The following is a 19198-nucleotide window of genomic DNA, read 5'->3' as shown; positions in this document are numbered from 1 at the left end:
CCAACGTGCCGCTCACAGCTCACCCAACTGCTGTCTCATCTGAAAGCCTTGCTGCTTTTCTGCTTCTGGCACCTGATCCCAGCCAGACTTGATGGTCAGCATCAGCGCCATGACTTCGTCCAGGGGCGCGACGTCCCGCGCCAGGCTGGCATCCCAAACTCGTTCATCCATATAGGCATAGAGCCCGTAAAGATTCTCGGCCATGGCCCCCTGGCTCAGATCCAGTGCATCCTGCAACCCGTGCAACAATCCTTGAGCCTTGGAGACGGCGATGGATTTCGCCTCCATGTCGTTGCGCTCTATGGCGCCCTTGGCTTGGGCCAGGCGCTCCAGGCAACCCTGCATCATCAGCTGGATGACGCGATGGGGATCTGCCGTGGCCAGATCGGCAGCAAGATTGCCAGCCGTATATGCTTTGATATTGCGTTTGTACATATTTTACGTCTCTCGATCTATCAAGAGTTCTGATAATTCGTCTGCAAGGTGGCCAATGCAGAGGCAGAATTGTTCATCTTGACCAGCAAGGCATCCAGGCTGCCATATTGGGCACGCAATGCCGCTTCATATTTTGCCAGCTGGGCATTTGCCGTCGCCGTCTTCTGGGTCAGCGCACGCAAGTCCGAATTCAGAACATCTTCCCGCTGTGCCAGCATGCCGCCACTCTTGGTGTACTCCTTCAGGCCGGAATTCAGGGTGGCAGCCAGCCCCTTCTCCTCACCAAAGAGTGCCACTACCTGATCGAAGTTCTTGTCGACGGCCTCGCCGAACTTGGTCTTGTCCAGCGACAGCTTTCCCTTGTTGTCCATCTTGATGCCAACCTCGAAGATGGTGGAGTAGGTACTGCTGTTCTCGGAGGGGCTGACCAGCAAGTTGCTCATGAACGAGCTGATGGCACGGGTCGTGGAGTCCCCCGCCAGCGCGCCGCCATCGTCCTGCTTCTCCCCCCCCACGAAGCTGTTGCGTTTGCTCAGAGCAGTCATCTTGTCCTGCAGGGTGTTGTAACCATCCACAAACTGCTGAACCAGATCCTGAATGGATGTCTTGTCGGTCGTGATATCGACCTTGTTGGCCTTGAGATCCCCTGCGCTGTCCTTGTCCGACACACGAAGTACCGTCACCTTGAGATCCTGAATGGAATCATCAAAGGTGTTGGTGTCACTCTTGAGGACGTTGCCATCCACGTTGATCTCGGCACTGCTGGCCGCACGAGTCTGATTCATGACACCGCCACCCGCCTCGAAGATAGCAAGCTCGGCGGTATTCCCGGTGATGGTCAAATCTTTGCCATCGCCCGAGATGCCGGAGTCGATCACCAGCTTGGCCTTGCCGTCCGCGGTGTTGACGATGTTGGCGCTGAGGCCGAAGTTGTCGCCATTGCTGTTGATGCTCTTGCGAATGTCTTGCAGGGTATCCCCCGCTTTGACATCGACCGTGAAGGTCTTGTCGCCCGCCTTGAAGGTCAGCTGTCCGTCCTGAGTGGCCAGAGACGTGGTCGAGCTGTCGAAAATCCCCTCCTGGCGACTCGTCTCTGCCAACTTATTGACGATGATGTTGTATTGCCCATTGGAGGCGCCTGACTTGCTCTCCACCTTCAAGACAGGGTCATCTTTGCTCTGGGTAATGTTGATGGCACGCTTGTTGAACGCACCAGGGGCACTCAGCTTCTCGAGGATGTCGGTAAAGGCAGAGATGGAGGACTTGAGTTGCCCGATGCCAGACAAGGAGATCTGGGTACTGTTCTGCTTGGTAATGATCGGCTGTTGCAACTGGGCCTTCTTGGCTGACACACTCGCCGAAATCACGCTCTCAAGATCGAGTCCAGACCCCGCCCCCGCAGAGGTAATTGCCATCACGTCCTCCTGTCTATCAACTTAAAAAAGAGGGTCACACCTGACCATCAAACAGGATCCCGGAGAGGCTGGTCACATTGCCCCCGTCCTGTTCCATAGCCTGCAACCTTTTGTTCATCAAGAGCATTTCTTCACTGGGGATCTGACGGATGACCTGTTTGGTTTCCACGTCGATCACCTTGACCACAGGTTGTTCAAACTCGGGGACCAGACTGAAATTGATCGTCCACCCCTTCATTTTGCTGAGGTTGTCCAACCTTTCTTGCAATTCTTGGGCCTGTTTCTCCATCAAGGCTTTCTCTTTGTTCAACTCCTGCGCTTTGGCATGAACAGAGGGCTCCTTTGATGGCTTGGCTGCTGATGGCTTGACTGCCGGCTCGACACTTGCCTGTTTTGCCTGGCTTTCTCCACCCGCAATGGGGGAAGAGGCAGGCATGGCGGCCTGAGGGCCGCCATGTTGTGTGGGCGTCGAAGTAACAGAAGGCATGGCTATCGATTCATTGGCCATCTGCTGCTCCTCATATCAATGATGTTGACGTTATGGCCCGCTTAACCCAGCAGCTGCAGTGCAGACTGCGGACGCTGATTGGCCTGGGCCAGGATGCTGGAAGCCGCCTGTTGCAGGATATTCTGCTTGGTCATGTTGGCGGTTTCGGTCGCAAAGTCCGCATCACGGATACGGGAACGTGCTGCACTCACGTTTTCCGAGATATTGGCCTGGTTGCGAATGGTGGAGTCCAGACGGTTCTGCACCGCACCCAGCTCGGCACGCTTGCTGTCAACCACCCCCAGCATGGCATCGGCAGCAGCCAGAACCTGCTGAGCGCCACTCTGAGTGCTGATGCTGATAGAGCTACCTGCAGCAAAAATTGCCGTGACGTTGATGGCAGTACCGATGACGGTCCCGACATCCACGGTCGTGTTGGCCGCAGCGGCAATACCGGAGATGCTGAATCCATCAGCCTGGGAGAGGCTGAAACCGATGGTCTGGTTGGCATCCGCCCCCACCTGGAAGCTACCGCTGTAGTTACCATCCAGCAGCTTGGTACCGGCAAAGGTGGTGTCCTTGGAGATACGGTTGATTTCGGCCCCCAGCTGATCCACTTCCTTCTGCAGAGCCTCGCGGTCCTTGGAAGAGTTGGAGCCGTTGGCAGATTGCTGTGCCAGGGTGCGCATACGCTGCAGCATGCCAGTCACTTCGTCCATGGCCCCTTCTGCGGTCTGCGCCAGGGAGATGCCGTCGTTGGCGTTGCGGTTGCCCTGATCCAGGCCGTTGACCTGGGAGGTCAGACGGTTGGAGATCTGTAGCCCCGCCGCATCGTCCTTGGCACTGTTGATGCGCAGGCCAGAGGCCAGACGGGTGTATGAGGTATCCAACGATTTGGTGGTGTTCATCAAGTTACGCTGAGCGTTCAATGATGAAGTGTTGGTGTTGATAAACATGGCCATAAAAGAGTTCTCCTGATGAACAAGAAACTGCGGGCTCTGCTGATATCTATACAGTCAGGATCCCACCGTTCAGATGGACAGATTGAACGGTCTGTGCCATCTGGCGGATCCGCTGTTTGAACGGACATCGAACCCGCAGTTGCGCAAATGCTGGATTTCCGAACACCCCTCAATTTGCTTCATATCTTGTAACGGCAGCCTCATCGGAAGCTTTAGGAGATTTATTGCCGCTCTCGTCAATAAAGAGGCAAATCCCTTCCGCTCAGGAAGAGATCAGAAAGTAAATGTGTGTTGTGCGAACGCTGATGTCCGACTCTCGGCGCTTCAACAAAAGGAAAATTGCAGCAACTGATGGGTAAGTTCTGGCTAACCCCTTATGGTGCCAATAAAAAACCGACAAGCGTCGGTCAACAAAACATTCAGGCTCACCTAGAGCAGGATAGAAGGGGTCACCAGCGCTGATGCCCCCATTGTGCGGATCGGGGTGGTCTGAACGACCTCCCCTTTCAAGTCTATTAGCCCAGCAGCGACAACGCAGACTGCGGACGTTGGTTGGCCTGGGCCAGAATGCTGGACGCAGCCTGCTGCAGGATGTTCTGCTTGGTCATGTTGGCGGTTTCGGTCGCGAAGTCCGCATCCCGGATACGAGAACGGGCGGCGCTCACGTTCTCAGAGATGTTGGACTGGTTACGGATGGTGGAGTCCAACCGGTTCTGCACCGCCCCCAGCTCGGCACGCTTGCTATCCACTATCCCCAACATAGAATCGACGGCAGCCAGAACATTTTGCGCATTGGTTTGAGTACTGATACTGATGCCACCCGCACTACCACTCAAGAAGATGGTACTCACGGCCAGGGTACCACCACTCGCGGCAGTCACTGTTGTGTTTGCAGCAGCGGAAATACCGGAGATGCTAAATCCCCCAGCCTGAGAGAGGCTGAAACCGATGGTCTGGTTGGCATCCGCTCCCACCTGGAAACTACCGTTGTAGTTGCCATCCAGCAGCTTGGTGCCGGCAAAGGTGGTATCGGTGGAAATACGGTTGATCTCGGACCCCAGCTGATCCACTTCCTTCTGCAAGGCCTCGCGATCCTTGGCGGAGTTGGAGCCGTTGGCAGATTGCTGTGCCAGGGTGCGCATGCGCTGCAGCATACCGGTCACTTCGTCCATGGCCCCTTCTGCGGTCTGTGCCAGGGAGATGCCATCGTTGGCGTTGCGGTTGCCCTGATCCAGGCCGTTGACCTGGGAGGTCAGACGGTTGGAGATCTGCAGGCCCGCCGCATCGTCCTTGGCGCTGTTGATGCGCAGGCCGGAAGCCAGACGGGTGTAAGAGGTATCCAACGACTTGGTGGTGTTCATCAAGTTACGCTGGGCGTTCAATGATGAAGTGTTGGTATTGATAAACATGGCCATAAAAAATTTCTCCTGATGAACAAGAAACTGCGGGCCCTGCCGGTGCCAATACACGGTCAGGATCCCACCGTTCAGATGGACAGATTGAACGGTTCTGTCTCACCTGGCGGGCCCTCTGTTTGAACGGACATCGGACCCGCAGTTGCGCAAATGTTGGATTTCCGAACACCCCTCGATTTGCTTCACCTTCTGTAACGGCCATCTCGCCAGAAGCTTTAAGCAATTTATGCACGACCCTAATACTGTCCGAGTTTGGATATCACAAGAAAGGATCGGGAAGCCCGGCCATGTCGCCATGAGGCTCGTCATCAGTCCACGGAAGATATTAACTGGCACGGTTTGTGCTTTATTTTTGGTGTCGCCATTTTTTCGGCGCCCATAAAAAAGGCCGACAATGTCGGCCAAAGAAGAGCTTACGCTCAGGAGAACAACCTCGAGGATGACAGAGTGAACGATCTGCGCAACACTCGAGGGGTATACCAATAAGAGAACTTCTCTTTCGATAGAACAAGGCGTAAATCCGAACACCCCATTGTTCCATCTTGTTTACCAGGGCGGCCTGAACAACCGCCCTTTTCTTTTTCTCAAACTTCCCCTGCTTAGTTTTGCAGCAGGGAGAGTGCAGACTGCGGACGCTGGTTGGCCTGGGCCAGGATGCTGGAGGCGGCCTGCTGCAGAATGTTCTGTTTGGTCATGTTCGCAGTCTCGGTCGCGAAGTCCGCATCGCGGATACGGGAGCGGGCGGCGCTCACGTTCTCGGAGATGTTGGCCTGGTTGCGGATGGTAGAATCCAGCCGGTTCTGCACCGCACCCAGTTCGGCACGCTTGCTGTCAACTACGGTCAACATGGAATCAACGGCAGCCAGTACGTTTTGGGCGTTGCTCTGGCTGCTGATGCTGATGCCACCGGCGCTACCACCGACAAAGACGGTTGAAATGCCAACGGCTGCGGCCGTGGTGGCAATAGTGGTTGCCGCTGCTGCAGCAATCCCGGAGATGCTGAAGCCATCGGCCTGACTCAGACTGAATCCGATGGTCTGGTTGGCATCTGCACCGACCTGGAAGGTACCACCAAAGGTGCCATCGAGCAGCTTGGTACCTGCAAAGGTAGTGGCGGTGGAGATACGGTTGATCTCTGCACCCAGCTGATCCACTTCCTTCTGCAGGGCCTCACGATCCTTGGCAGAGTTGGAGCCGTTGGCAGATTGCTGGGCCAGGGTGCGCATACGTTGCAGCATGCCGGTCACTTCGTCCATGGCCCCTTCAGCGGTCTGCGCCAGGGAGATGCCGTCGTTGGCGTTGCGGTTACCCTGATCCAGACCGTTCACCTGAGAGGTCAGACGGTTGGAGATCTGCAGGCCGGCCGCATCGTCTTTCGCGCTGTTGATGCGCAGGCCGGAGGCCAGACGGGTGTAGGAGGTATCCAGGGATTTGGTGCTGTTCATCATGTTACGCTGAGCGTTGAGCGATGAAACGTTGGTATTGATATACAGACTCATGACTTTTCTCCTAAGCTATTAAAATTTATCTTTAATTCACTCAGGCTTTCTTTTGTTTTGTGCCTGATATGTTTAGTTAACGGCGTCTTTTCGTGAGACTTTAATTTCTTTTTTCTGCCTTTATGGCAGTAATCGCCGCCTAACCTATATATCGGCCTCAATCCCTCACCCTTGAGGAAAAATTCGGGATTTTTTCCCGCCGTGCGCACCCAGCCCATGGGCAAAGGGGCGGATCCCGCGCCAGACAAGGCGAGGCGGCCATCCAGGCCACGTATCCAGAAACCGGCGCTGGCTCTCACTTTTGCACTCCTCCATTGTTCATCCCCACGGCTTGCCCCTAAAATCGCCGCCCCATCATCTATTGGACGTGAGTTGTTCTCCATGCAGACTCTGGTTGAGCAGATTGTTTACATCAGCGACATGTTTGGTACTGCGGTATTTGCGTTTTCGGGGGTATTGGTGGCTGGGCGGCTCAGGATGGATGGTTTCGGTGTCATGGTGCTGGCCGCTGTCACCGCCATCGGCGGCGGCACTATCCGCGACATGATCCTGGGGGCGACCCCGGTGTTCTGGGTGCGCGACACCCTCTATATCTGGGTAGTGATCGCCACGGCGCTCATCGGCATGTGGATGGTCAAGTTGCCCCGCCGCATGCCCTGGTATGTGTTGCCAGTGGCCGATGCCTTCGGGCTGGCGCTCTTTACGGTCATAGGTGCCCAGAAGGCGCTCAATTTTGGCACCTCCGGGCTGATTGCCATCCTCATGGGGACCATGACCGGGGTGGCGGGTGGCATGATCCGGGACGTCCTGGCCCGGGAGGTACCCATGGTGCTGCAAAAGGAGATCTACGCTACCGCCTGCATCCTGGGGGGCATCCTCTATACCCTGTCACTGGAGGTCGGGGTGGAGAGGGTGAGCGCCATGCTCATCAGCATGCTGGGGGTATTCGGCCTGCGCGTGGCGGCCATCTACTGGCATCTCTCCCTGCCCACCTTCTCGCTGCAGCGCAACTGAACCGGTCAGGGTGGGCCAGCTCCCACCCTGACCGGGGCGAGATTGAACCAAGTCCGCTTTTCTGTTGTCATACAGGAGTCGTTTCAATCCGGACTCTCTCAATGCATTCTCTCATGCAAAAACTTGGGCTCATTACCACGCTTGTTCTGATGACGGTCGCGGCGGCTCATGCGGGGGCACAGACCCTGTTCGGACGTCTGGCATCCACCCCGGTGCAGCAGTTCAACCAGCAGATCCGTCAGGCGAGCAGCAGCCAGCAAAGCTGGGTCAACGACTATCGTGAGGTGGCTCGCCGTTTCGTCGGCCATGAAGACGTGCCTACCCGTATCCATGCCCAGCAGCTGGACAACGATCTGGTGCTCTCGGTGGCCCTCGACGGCCAAAGGAGCGACATCCTCTATATCCTGACCCTGTTTCGCAGCAACAATCTGTGGCAGATGCGTCAGGCCGAAATGGGCTGGCGCTGCCAGGGGCAATCCACCTTTACGCCCGTCCCCTGCCCCTGACGTCATCCCGAGTGAAATAAAAAAATCCGGCACATGGCCGGATTTTTTGTGGGCGGAGGTTCGCCGGATCAGGGGCGATAGACCTTGACGTTGGCAAAGCCCTTCTCTTTGAGGTAGAGCGCCTGCAGCTTGCTCATCACGCCGCGGTCGCAATAGAGCAGGTAGGTCTTCTCCTGAGGCAGATCGCCAAAGGCGGTGGCCAGCTTGAAGAAGGGGACATGGATCACTTCACGCCCTTCCACCACCAGCGGCTTCTCGTCGTGTTCGTCCATGGAGCGGATATCCAGGATCACCTCATCGTCACCGCTCTCGGCGGTGGTCTCCACCTCCTGCACCTCGGCGGCGGTCTCTTCACCGATGCGGCGGATGTCAAGGTAACGGGCCTCGGCCACTACCTTGTCCAGAATGGCAAAGTCGAAGTTCTCCTCTTCCGCCTCAATGCGCGCCAGATCCGCCTTCACGGTCGGCTTCTTGGAGATGACGCCGCAATACTCCGGCATGGTCTCGGCAAACTCCAGGGTACCGATGCGACGGGCTTCGCTGATGATATCCGGCTTGTCCCAGGTGATGAGGGGGCGCAGGATCACCTTGTCGGTCACCCGGTCGATGACGTTCAGGTTGGTCAGGGTCTGGCTGGAGACCTGGCCCACACACTCACCGGTCACCAGGGCCGGGATCTGGAACTCGTCAGCCACCTTGGCGGCGGCGCGCATCATCATCCGCTTGAGCACCACCCCCATCTGGCCGTTGTCGATCTTCTCGAGGATCTCGGCTACCACGGGCTCGAAGTCTACTGCGGTGAAACGCACCCGGTGGGAGGAGCCGAAACGGTTCCACAGGTGATAGGCCACCTGCTTGACGCCGATCTCGTGAGCGGCGCCGCCCAGATTGAAGAAGCAGTAGTGCACCCGGCAGCCGCGCTTGATGAACTGGAAGGAGGCCACGCCGGAGTCAAACCCGCCGGAGAGCAGGCTCAGCACATCTTCCTGGGTAGCGATGGGCATGCCGCTCAGGCCCTGGTGGATGGCGCTGACGATGAACAACTCCTCGCCGTCGATCTCGAGGTTGATCTTCACGTCCGGGTTCTTGAGGCGCACGCCGTTGCTCACGCAGTGCTGGTTCAGGCCGCCGCCCACATAGCGTTCGATCTCGAGCGACGAGAACTCGTGCTTGCCGTGGCGCTTGGCGCGCACGCAGAAGGTTTTCCCCTCGAGCTGGTCACCCCACACGGCTTTCACCTGCTCGAAGATGTCGTGCAGGTCGGTAAACTTGCTCGCCTGCACCTCGAGGAAGGCTTGAATGCCGGGAATACAGGCCAGGGCTTCGATGGCCTGTTCACGGAACTGGTCATTGCGGGAGCTCACGATCAGCTTGTCCCAGTCCATCCGCACTCGGGCGTCGTCGTCGAAGCGTCGCAGGACGTTGCGGATGTTGCCCTGCAGTATCTTGATGAAACGCTGGCGAACCGACTTGCTCTTGATGGTGATTTCCGGGAACAGCTTGATAATGAACTTCATGGTATTGACTCGGGTGACCTTGATTTAAGGGCGCGAATTATATCAGAACTTTGTGCCCAGCGCCTACTGGATGAGCGGTTGCTCACATTCCCCCACGCAATGTTTGCCGCACCCTGGCCATCTTGCGTATATTCCCCAACCTGCGCCCCGGCAACACGACACCCATGAAAACCCATATCTACTACCCCGGCATGGAAGTGCGGGATGAACTCTGGCTCAAGTTTGCCCTGCTCTACCTGGAACGGCTCGCCTTCGTCTTCACCGTGAGCGAAAAGAGCGGTCTCACCGCGCTGCTGGAGACCCTGCGCCGGCAGACCGACCTGCTGGCCGAACCGCCCGAGCCTGCCTTCTTTGCCGCCATCACCCCCCAGATAGAGAGTCAGATTGCCGGCCTGGTCACCCCCGACTTCGTCCGCCACAAGGTGTTTGGCAACAAAGAACTCATCGCCCGCTGGCGCATGCCAGCCAACCACGACTGCTTCTGCCCCGCCCAGGCCGGCCTTGAGCAGTTGCACGGGTTTTGCCTCGCCCACGGCTTTGCCAGCCGGGACGAGGGGGGGATCAGGATGGCGCGGCGCTTCGCGAATCTGCTCTCCATGCGGCTCGCCCGCGAGTGGGCACTCGCCAATGAGGGGGCGCTCATTACAGATCACGACTATCTGGACCGGCTGCTCCATCTGCTCGAGTCCCGCTACCACAATCGCGGCGGCCAGGATTGCTTCCATCTCGAGATCCCGCTGCGAGTGCCCGTCAACTTAAGCGAGATCCCCTTTGCAGAGCTTATTGCCCTGCGCAGCCGCAGTGGCTTTCGCCAGCGCCTGGCCGAGTTCCATCAGGCCCTCGACGCCCTGCTCGCCATGCTGGGCAGCGGCTACGCCGCGCCCGCCGTGCTGACCCGCTTCGAGCAGGCCCAGCAGGGGCTCAACCCGCTGCTGGGGCCCGAGACGGTCAGCCTGCCGCTCACCACGCTCGTCAGTACAGGCTTACCAGCCATGGCAATGATCCACCGCCTCAAGGCGAGCCACCCCGGAAGCAACCTGGTGTTTCACCCCATCAAGAAGAGCCACTTCCACCAGCGCAAGAGTCAGCACTTCTTCACCCGGCTGGGTCAGGTCAAACCCTGACTCCCCGCCCCCTGCCGGGGAATCGACATTCAGCTGACGGCATCGGAGCCATTCACGATGCCGTCAATATTCTGGCGCTCACCACCACGTCCCTCAGGAGGGGTTTTCCAGCCGAAATTCGATGCGATCGCTGTTGCCCGCCTCGTCCACCACCACCAGCTGGTAGCGGCCCGCCTCGCTCAGCACCTGATCCCCGTCCCAGCGCAGCCGCTGGCCGTTGAGAAACCAGGCCTGTTTGCCGACGCCTCCCAGCACCCTGGGTTGCAGCCGGTAACGCTGGCTGCGAACAAGATTCCCCTCCCCCAGCGCCAGGATGCGGATGGGGGCCTGCAGCTCGGCGCTCTGCCCTTCCCCCGCACAATGGCTTGCCAGCAGCGCCTGCCGTCGCTCGCCGGGTGAGCGCCACGGCTCCAGCGACAATGGCCAGAGCACCCGAAAACCGGATTGCGCCGCATCCTGACAGCGGCTCAGAGTGGGTTTTCCCTGATCGGTCAACGCAACCTGGCGCAGCGGCGAGGGCCAATCCATGGGATCCGGCAAGGTGGGGGGATCGCGCCCTTCCAGCAACCAGGCGCTCTGGCGCTGCAAACAGGTCTCAGGCAGGGTCGCGCTCACCCTGCGCCCCAGCGGCCAGCAAACTTCGGCCTCGCTCACCGTGTTGGGCTGCATCGGCAGAGGGCTGTTGTCAGCCAGTCGCGAGTAGACGGAGAGCAGCAGCGGCACCGCCGCGCTCTGGCCGTAAAAACCGGGCATGGGGGTGCCGTCGGGGCGCCCCAGCCAGACGCCGATGGTCCAGCGACCGGAGACCCCCATGGCCCAGCTGTCGCGATAGCCGTAGCTGGTGCCGGTCTTCCAGGCCAGCCGGTTGACCCGGCCGGTCGCCTCGCTGGCAAAGGGCTGATCCGCCCGCCCCTGCGCGCTCAATATTTGCCAGATGATCCAGGCCGCCCCAGGGCTCAGCAAGGGGCGCGATACCGCCTGCTGCCCCGCCAGCCAGACCGGCATTGCCACCTGTCCCTGCCGGGTCAGTGCGCTGTAGAGCGCCACCAGTTGCTCGAGTCGGATCCCCGCCGCACCCAGCGCGATGGCCGGGTTGGGCTTGTCGGAGAGCGCCAGCCGCACTCCGGCATTGTCGAGGCGGCTGACCAGCTTGTCGGGCCCGAGCGCCTCCAGCACCTGCACCGCCGGCACATTGAGGGATTGCTGCAGCGCCTGGGCAAGCGTCACCGGCCCCTGAAAGGCGCCGGAAAAGTTGGCGGGGCGATAATCAGACCCGAGCCTCGGCGCATCGGAGAGCAGGGAGGCCGAATGCACCAACCCCTCGTCCATGGCCAGACCGTAGATGAAGGGCTTGAGGGTGGAGCCGGGAGAGCGGATCGCCTGCACCATGTCGAGGTAACCGTGGCGGCGCAAATTGCCATACTCGGCGCTGCCCACATAGGCGCGCACCGCCATGGTTTTGTTGTCTACCAGGAGCAACGCTGCTGAGGTCTGCTCGGGGAAGCGGCGGATATAGCTCGCCACCCGCCCCTCCAGCCAGCGCTGCAGATCGCCGTCTATGGTGGTATGCACCAGCGCCCCGGCCTGATTGTCGGCGGCGAGGCGGGCAAACAGCGGCGCCTCCATCGGCGTGAAGTGACCACGGGCCAGCACCGGTTCGATGCGCCCCTCCAACCACACCTGCTCGGGCCAGACGTCCTGCGCCACCAGCCGCTGCATCACCTTGTCGCGGGCGGTGCGGGCCCGCTCGGGATGCCGGTCCGGCCGGTTGCGGCTGGGGGCCTGCGGCAGCACCGCCAAGAGCGCAGCCTCGGCATGGGTCAGCCTGGCGGCACTCTTGCCGAGATAGGCAAAACTTGCCGCCTGCACCCCCTCCAGGTTGCCGCCAAACGGCGCCCGGTTGAGGTAGACGGTGAGCAGGGTGCGCTTGTCATGGTGCCACTCCAGCTGCAGCGCGCGCGCCATCTGGCGCAGCTTGCCGGGCACGCTCCTGTGATAGGGCTCGATAAGGCGGGCCACCTGCATGGTGAGGGTCGAGCCGCCCGACACGGCCCGCCCGTAGCGCAGCCACTGCCAGACCCCGCGCACCATGGCCACCGGATTGACCCCGGGATGACGCCAGAAGTAGCGATCCTCGTAGCCCAGCAGCGCCTCGATATAGCGGGGGGAGACCTGCTCCAGGGTCACGGGGTAACGCCACACGCCGCTGGTATCGGCAAAGGCGCGCAGCGGTCGCCCCTTCATGTCGAGCACCACCCGCGCATAGGCCGGGTCGAGTGGCGGCGGCGGGAACATACGATCCAGCGCCAGCAATGACAGGAGCAGTGCTACAACGCCCAGCACCGAAAAGCGCAGCCAGCGTGGCAGGCCACCAAGCCAGCGCCAGCTACTCAGAAATCGTTACCTCGTGGATATCCTCACCCAGAGCCCGGATCTCGGGTCGGTACATATCCTCCACCTGGGTCGGCGGCACCAGATAGCGACCCGGCGTCACCGCCCGCATCAGGTAGACCAGTTGCTGGTTGCTCCCGGCGCTCAGATCCAGCGCCGCCGTGTAGCGGTCGTCGCGAAACTCCTGATGCTTGAGATAGTCGCTCCACTCGCTCTGCCACGCAGCTTTCCCCTCGATGGAGAGCTCTTCGAGCTTGATGCTGTTGCCAAGGGCCGGGTTCTCCAACTCAAAGCCAGCAGGCACCATCTCCACCAGCAGGGCATCGGGCACCGCCGATCCGCTGCTGACATTGAGCCGCACCACCACCAGATCGCCCACCTTCACCTTGGCGGGATCAAACGGCTGACCATCGCTATTGAACCAGCTGCGGGTCACGCTCATCCCCTGACTCAACCGGACAGGAGCCTGTTCGGGGTAACCGACCAGAGTGCGCTGCACATAGAGGGATCCCTTGCCCTCGTTGGTGACGGCGCTCACCGCCAGCGCCTCGGGGGCGCCCAACTGCAAGGCGGCCGAACCGCTCAGGGATCCACTGCCAAGAGAGGAAGTCACCCTAGCCTGCCAGTCGACGGCCGGATCGAAGCGGGCGAGTCGCAGCAGGGCGAGCCGCTCCTGAGTACTGAGCCACTGACGGTGAGCCAGGGTATCGGCCACCTTGGCACTGAGATCAGGCCAGCGCTCCGCAGCCAGCTTGTGCTGGCGCAGCAAGGCGAGCTCGAGTGCCTGATCGCGCAGCGCAGAGCCGTAATCCCCCAGATAGTCGTCTCCTCGCTCGGTCGCCAGTGCCCGGCTGAGGGCCTTGGCGGCATTCTGCTCATCCCCCATGGCCGAGAGCGCCAGCGAGAGGTGCAAGAGCGGCAAACCGGAGCGAGCGTGATCGGCCTGCTGCTCCCAGACAAGGCGCAAGGTAGCGAGTGGGGCCTTGCCCACCCGGGCCAGCACATAGGCACTGTAAGCCTGATAGGCCAGCCGGCTGTGCTCGGGGGCACTGCTCCAGCGCTCGCCGTACTGACTGTCGGTGAGATAACTCTGCAGCCGGTTCAGCGCCTGACTGAGCATGGCCTCCGGCACTGCATCACCCGTCTCCTTGCGCGCCAGCAGGTAGTCGGCGGCATAGGCGGTGAGCCACTGCTCCTCGTCGGAGCGGCCATCCCAGAGGCCAAAACCGCCGCTTGGTAGTTGCAACCGCTGCAGCCGTTGCAACAGGGCGCGTTGCACGTCCGCCTCGTTCGCCGCCTTATTGCCCTGTGCGGGTTTGCTCCAGGCGGTGCGCTCATCCGCCGTGGTCAGCAAGTAAGGCCAGGCGCGGGACAGGGTCTGCTCCAGACAGGCGTAGGGGTAGTCGGCCAGCGCCTGCCACTGGGCTGCCGGATCCCAGGGCGGGGTGCCGGAGAGGCTGAGCAGCCCCTGCAGGTTGGCGCGATCCAGCCCGGCCAGCTCCTCTGGCGCAAAGCGCATCTGCTGGCCGGGGGCCAGCATCTGATGGCGCTGGCGAGTCTCGGCCGGCCAGGGGGAGCGCAGCGGCAGAGTCCAGTCGCGGCTGATGGCAAAATCCTTGCCGCTGGCTGCCAACTGCAGGCTTGCCACGCCGCTCGCCCCGGTCACGGTGAGCGGCAGGGTCAGCCACTGCTCCTCGCCATTTTTGAGGGACAGGGTACTGGGCAGCTCGCCGTTTGCTTTCAGCCCACCGTTGAGGGTCCAGACAAGGGAGAGGGTCTGATCCTCACCGCTCATGTTGCGCAGCTGCACCAGCGCCCGGGTCTCATCCCCTCTGGCGCCAAAGCGCGGCCAGCCGATCTCGGCCACCAAGGGCGCCACCACCTTGACGGCGCGCTCGGCCTCACCGACTTGCTGTTCGTTCCAGGCCAGCGCCATCAGCGCCAGCTCGCCGTTGAAGTTGGGCAGTTCGAGCGGGATCACCGCCTTGCCCTGCTCGTCAAAACTCACCTCGCCACTCCAGAGCGCGGCGATCTCGACCCGGCTCTCCAGCGCGCCGCCCTTTTTCAGCGGCGCCCGGTCCCCCCCGTAGTTGAGGCGGGCCAGCTTGCCATCCTGCGGCGGGATCACCTGGCCATAGTTGTCGAACAAATCTTGGGCGAAGCGCTTGCGGCCAAAGAAGATCTCGAACGGGTCGAGGGGCTGGTAATCGCTGATGTTGAGCACGCCCCGATCCACCGCCGCCAGCACCACCCGCCCCTGACTGTTGGGGGTGGAGGTCGCTGTCACTTCCAGTCGGGTGAGCGGCACCGCTTTGTCCGGCGCGCTCAGGGTGAGCGGCAGACGGCGCGCTTCCCGATCCAGGGTGAGCGGCACCAGGCCGACCGAACGCAGGCTCTGCCCCTGCTGCTTGCCAGCCGGTTTGGAGGCGCTGTCTGGCGCGGCGATCTGGGCCGAGATATGCAGATCATGACGCTGCCACTCGGGGCTGACCGGGATCTCGAACTCGCCACGGGCATCCTTGGTATCGCCACCGGCGACGTCAAGCTCGATGCGCTGCCACCAGCGCAGGCCGTCGCCATCCTCCACCAGCAGCAACCCCTTGCCGGGGCGCGGGGCAACCAAAGTCACCTTGGCCTTGTCACCCGCCAGATAGGCGCGCTTGTCGAGGGTGATGGCAATCTTGTCGGGCCGTGCCTGCTCGCCACCGCCGCCCCAGGCGTAACTGCCGATCTCCACCCGCAGGCTCGATTGATGGCCCTGACTGTTCTCCACCTCGAGGCGATACCAGCCCGCCGCCAGTTGCAGCGTGAGCGGGGTCGGGCCCTTGCCGTCCAGCTGCAGGGTCTGCTCCTGCTCCAGATAGGGCTGGCTGTTGAATTCGTACTTCCACCCCTCTCCATCGGCGTAGTGCCAGTAGTAGTCGCGGTACTCGTTGATGAGGCGCACCTTCACCGCCCCCGCCACCGGCTGCCCCTTGTCATCGAGGTTGAGGATTTGGAAGGGGAGCGGCTTGCCCCCCTCTACCCGATCCGCCACAAAATCGGCCTTGAGCGCCGGCCACTGGCTGCCCGCGGGCCAGCCATACTGGGTGCGGCTGCGATTGACGGCGCGGCCACCGGGCTCGGAGAGCGACACCCGATAGGCCACCTCCAGCGGCCCGAGGGCACGCACCCCGTCGAGCTCATCAGCAAGCGAAAAAGCCCCCTGCCCCTGCGCATCTAGGGTGAGATTGAGGGGTTCAAGATCCTTGGCCTGCTCGGCGAGCAGCACATCCCCCAGGGTGAACTCCTGCCACTGGGTAAAGGGCATGGTGGCGCGGCTGATTTTCACCTCCGCCTTCGCCTTGGTGGCGCTCGCCGGCGCGCCGTAGAGATAGTCCCCTTGCAGCGGCAGGGTGAGGGCGGCGTCCAGACTCGTCACTTCCCCATCCGGCCCCTTGCCGAGCTGCAGCTTGAGCCGCTCCGGCAAGAACTCCTCCACCAGGAAGGGCCACTCGAAGCGGCTGCCAGTGGCGGTCTTGAGGTTGATGGTCCAGCGCCCGAGCGGTGCATCGTCCGGCAGACGCAGGCCGTAGTGGGCGGCGCCCAGGCTGTCCGGCAGCAGCCGTTTTTGCTCCAGCAGCTGACCATCCGGCTGCTTCACCTCCAGCTCCACCGCCATGCCCGGCAGAAGCTGGCCATCCTGGCCCTTGAGCAGGATCTCGCTGTCGAGACGCTCGCCGGGGCGATAGAGGTCACGCCCGCTGAACAGATAGAGCTGCTGGGCCTGCCAGGGCTGGGTGCCGAGATCGAAGGTGGAGAGATCGAGCGCCGCCCCGTCGAGGCGCAGCACCGCCAGATGGCTTCCCTGCTCGGCCAGCAGCAGGCGGGCCCCTTGCACTGGGTCAAAGCGCCGATGACCACGATTGTCGGTCTGCTGCACCTGCAGCCGGTTGCCCTTCTCGTCGAGCAGGGAGAGCTGCACATCCTTGAGGGGATCGGCGCTCGCCAGGGAGCTCACAAACACCTCCAGCTGATCCCGGTAGCGGCGGGCACTGAGCCCCATGTCGCTCACCGCGAAATAGGTGGTCTCCTTGCGCCAGTCGTAGTTGCCAAGGGGCGACATCACCGCAAAGTAGACGCCGGCCTCGGCCAGCTGCGGTTCCTTCACATTGATGAGGCGGGTCTCCCGCCGGTTGGGATCCAGCGACAAGGCATAGCGACCGCTGAACACCCGCTTGGCCCGCTGGGTGATCTGCTCGAGATCCCAGTTGCCCATGCCGGCGCCGGGGCGATACTCGGCCAGAAAACGGGGCAGATATTCCGCATCCACCCGGAAGAAGTCGATATTGACCTCGTCCACGTTGACCGCGCTGATGGGCAGACGCAGATCGTCGCGCAGCGGCAATACCATGCCGCTCGCGGTAAACGAGGCCCCCGCCTCCAGCGGACGGGTCTTGAGGGTCCAGCTCTGGGGAGATGGGCCCAGCCCCGCCTTGAGGCTCACCTCATAGCGCTTGTCGGGCTGGACGTTCGGGAAATAGAGGGTGCGGCCATCGTCGGCGAGGATCCACTCCCCCTGCACCTGCTTGCCCCCTTCACTGACCGCAAGCCAGCTCTGCCAGCTTGCCTTGGGGGTCAGGGGGCCGGAGAAGACCAGCGCCAGCGCCGGCGCATCCCGATACTGGCGGGCATTGGCCTGTACCACGGCGTTCGGCGCCCCGTCGACCGGCTGCGCAGTCGTGTCCGTGGTCGATGCCTTGTCTGCGGGCTTGTCCTGGCCGCAGCCAGTCAGCAGCAGGGCGACCAACCCGACCAGCCACCAGGAGAGACGAGGAAGACGAGAGTGAGGGCAGGGTATGAGGGGGCGCATAGATTCCATCCCAGATTGAGTCGCCACCAGCGCAGCGCAGGAGCCAATAGGATAAACCCCCATCCCGTGAACACCAAATGCCCGGACAGATCATGGATACAAGCCGGATGAACACAAATTTTTCACATCCTGCACTCATCATGTCCACTCTGGCCGGTTCGGCCTCTGGCATTTCATTTTATATATGCAAACTTGTTCCTCTTTTCTGAACGCAGGCTAGACTGGAAACAATTGTTCACTTGTACTACGCAAGGGCATTACATATTATTTGCCCTAGCAGGATCTTTGAACAATCCAACCAATATCAATTAGTTAAATATTTTTTAAACATTAAACATCTGTACCGGAAATAACGTGCAGATGACGTCAATGCCTCTTCTTGAGGTAGACAGGCGTTTCATTTATTACAGTAAAAACCATGTTTTCTGACCCGGCGTCCCATGGCCGAGCCCCTATCCCTTGTTCTTGTTGGAGTCATACCAGAATGGAAAATAACGATCTGTCTGTCGTTGAAAAGAGAGTGGTTGCCAGATTCCTGGATATGTTCATCAAGTTTGGCCTGATCCTGGCGCTGGGCTCCTTCTGCTTCACCGTCTTCTCCCCCTTCATGAACATGATGCTGTGGGCCCTGATCCTGGCTGTGACCCTCTACCCCCTCCACCAGCGTCTTGCCGCACGTCTGGGCGGAAAGCAGGGCCGGACCTCCACCCTGCTGACGCTGCTGGGCATCCTGTTGCTCGTGGTGCCCACGGTCGCCATGTTCAGCTCCCTGGGTGACAGCGTCAGCGTCCTGGTCGACAAGGTGAACAACGATACCCTGGTGATCCCGGCCCCCTCCGCCGAGATTGCCAACATCCCGCTGATCGGCACCAAGCTGCATGCCCTGTGGACCAAGGCGTCGATGGACCTGTCCAGCTTCATCGTCAGCTACAAGCCGCAGATTGGGGAGCTCACCAAGCGGGCCCTCGGCCTGCTGGCCAGCATGGGGGGCGACCTGCTCGGCTTCGTGTTCTCCTTCATCGTGGCCGGCATCATCATGGCCTTTGGTGCCTCGGGCGCCAACAGCGCCGATCGCATCTTCATGCGCATCACCAATGAGAAGAAAGGGCTGGAGCTGACCAAGCTGTGCACCAGCACCATCCGGGCCGTCTCCATGGGGGTCATCGGGGTGGCCTTCATCCAGGCCTTGCTGGCCGGCATCATCATGTCCATCGCCGGGATCCCGGCGGCCGGTGTCCTGTTCGTGCTGGCCTTGATCCTGGGGATCGCCCAGGTCCCCGTCCTCCTGGTCACGGGGCCGGTCATCGCCTACATGTGGATGTCGGGGGATCACGGCACCCTGCTCAACATCGTCTACACCGTGCTGCTGCTCGTGGCCGGCATGGCCGACAACGTGCTCAAGCCACTGCTGCTGGGACGCGGTGTCGATGCCCCCATGCCGGTGGTCCTGCTGGGCGCCCTGGGCGGCATGGCGACCAATGGCATCCTCGGCATGTTCATCGGTGCCACCATGCTCTCCATCGGGTATCTCATCTTCATGGCCTGGGTCGACGACGGTCTGGCCAACCCGGAAAAATAACC

At 61.1% G+C, this 19198-nt stretch carries 14 protein-coding genes; 4 read left to right on the top strand and 10 right to left on the bottom strand.

Annotated features, from left to right (window positions below):
• Window positions 1-12: 12 nt before the first annotated feature.
• From fliS to BN1136_RS20295, 7 genes are all read right to left on the bottom strand, one after another.
• Window positions 13-435, bottom strand: coding sequence for a flagellar export chaperone FliS (gene fliS, locus BN1136_RS15505; RefSeq protein WP_043761507.1), 423 nt, complete (start codon window positions 433-435; stop codon window positions 13-15).
• Between the two features lie 20 nt (window positions 436-455).
• Window positions 456-1850 carry a flagellar filament capping protein FliD gene (gene fliD, locus BN1136_RS15500; protein ID WP_043761510.1) on the bottom strand — a complete coding sequence of 465 codons (1395 nt, stop codon included), beginning with the start codon at window positions 1848-1850 and terminating at the stop codon, window positions 456-458.
• Window positions 1851-1884: 34 nt separating this feature from the next.
• On the bottom strand, window positions 1885-2358 hold the full coding sequence (locus tag BN1136_RS19990) for a flagellar protein FlaG (protein WP_231557900.1): 474 nt from the start codon (window positions 2356-2358) through the stop codon (window positions 1885-1887).
• 41 nt (window positions 2359-2399) lie between these two features.
• Window positions 2400-3299 carry a flagellin N-terminal helical domain-containing protein gene (locus tag BN1136_RS15490; RefSeq protein ID WP_043761512.1) on the bottom strand — a complete coding sequence of 300 codons (900 nt, stop codon included), beginning with the start codon at window positions 3297-3299 and terminating at the stop codon, window positions 2400-2402.
• 515 nt (window positions 3300-3814) lie between these two features.
• Window positions 3815-4714 carry a flagellin N-terminal helical domain-containing protein gene (locus BN1136_RS15485; protein ID WP_043761515.1) on the bottom strand — a complete coding sequence of 300 codons (900 nt, stop codon included), beginning with the start codon at window positions 4712-4714 and terminating at the stop codon, window positions 3815-3817.
• A gap of 599 nt (window positions 4715-5313) precedes the next feature.
• Window positions 5314-6213 carry a flagellin N-terminal helical domain-containing protein gene (locus tag BN1136_RS15480; RefSeq protein ID WP_043761517.1) on the bottom strand — a complete coding sequence of 300 codons (900 nt, stop codon included), beginning with the start codon at window positions 6211-6213 and terminating at the stop codon, window positions 5314-5316.
• Window positions 6210-6596: a hypothetical protein gene (locus BN1136_RS20295; protein WP_152552625.1), complete on the bottom strand. Its 387-nt coding sequence runs from the start codon at window positions 6594-6596 to the stop codon at window positions 6210-6212. The genes BN1136_RS15480 and BN1136_RS20295 overlap by 4 nt, the downstream gene beginning before the upstream one ends.
• Here BN1136_RS20295 and BN1136_RS15475 point away from each other — a divergent pair.
• Together BN1136_RS15475 and BN1136_RS15470 are read left to right on the top strand one after the other, a co-directional pair.
• Window positions 6595-7227, top strand: coding sequence for a trimeric intracellular cation channel family protein (locus BN1136_RS15475; RefSeq protein ID WP_043761701.1), 633 nt, complete (start codon window positions 6595-6597; stop codon window positions 7225-7227). The two genes, BN1136_RS20295 and BN1136_RS15475, sit on opposite strands and share 2 nt — an antisense overlap.
• Before the next feature lie 113 nt (window positions 7228-7340).
• Entirely contained in the window at window positions 7341-7733 is a 393-nt protein-coding gene (locus tag BN1136_RS15470; protein ID WP_043761519.1) for a hypothetical protein, read from the top strand.
• A 68-nt stretch (window positions 7734-7801) separates the two neighbouring features.
• On the opposite strand, the gene thiI is transcribed toward BN1136_RS15470, so the two are convergent.
• Window positions 7802-9250, bottom strand: a complete 1449-nt coding sequence (gene thiI, locus BN1136_RS15465) for a tRNA uracil 4-sulfurtransferase ThiI (RefSeq protein WP_043761521.1) — start codon at window positions 9248-9250, stop codon at window positions 7802-7804.
• A 164-nt stretch (window positions 9251-9414) separates the two neighbouring features.
• On the opposite strand from thiI, the gene BN1136_RS15460 reads away from it, so the two are divergent.
• The gene (locus tag BN1136_RS15460) at window positions 9415-10374 is read left to right on the top strand and encodes a hypothetical protein (protein ID WP_043761522.1); all 960 of its coding nucleotides are present in this window, start codon (window positions 9415-9417) and stop codon (window positions 10372-10374) included.
• A 93-nt stretch (window positions 10375-10467) separates the two neighbouring features.
• Here the strand turns inward: BN1136_RS15460 and pbpC are convergent, their stop codons facing one another.
• Both pbpC and BN1136_RS15450 read right to left on the bottom strand, forming a co-directional pair.
• Window positions 10468-12687, bottom strand: coding sequence for a penicillin-binding protein 1C (pbpC, locus tag BN1136_RS15455; protein WP_043761524.1), 2220 nt, complete (start codon window positions 12685-12687; stop codon window positions 10468-10470).
• Window positions 12688-12760: 73 nt separating this feature from the next.
• Window positions 12761-17617 (bottom strand): alpha-2-macroglobulin family protein, encoded by a 4857-nt coding sequence (locus BN1136_RS15450; RefSeq protein WP_043808830.1) that lies wholly within the window; start codon window positions 17615-17617, stop codon window positions 12761-12763.
• A gap of 541 nt (window positions 17618-18158) precedes the next feature.
• Here BN1136_RS15450 and BN1136_RS15445 point away from each other — a divergent pair.
• Window positions 18159-19196, top strand: coding sequence for an AI-2E family transporter (locus BN1136_RS15445; RefSeq protein ID WP_231557899.1), 1038 nt, complete (start codon window positions 18159-18161; stop codon window positions 19194-19196).
• Window positions 19197-19198: the final 2 nt, after the last annotated feature.

The sequence above is a fragment of the Aeromonas taiwanensis genome (assembly GCF_000820165.1).
Lineage (GTDB): Bacteria > Pseudomonadota > Gammaproteobacteria > Enterobacterales > Aeromonadaceae > Aeromonas > Aeromonas taiwanensis.
The sequence above is the reverse complement of the archived record's forward strand: the minus strand, read 5'-3'. Positions and strand labels throughout refer to the sequence as shown.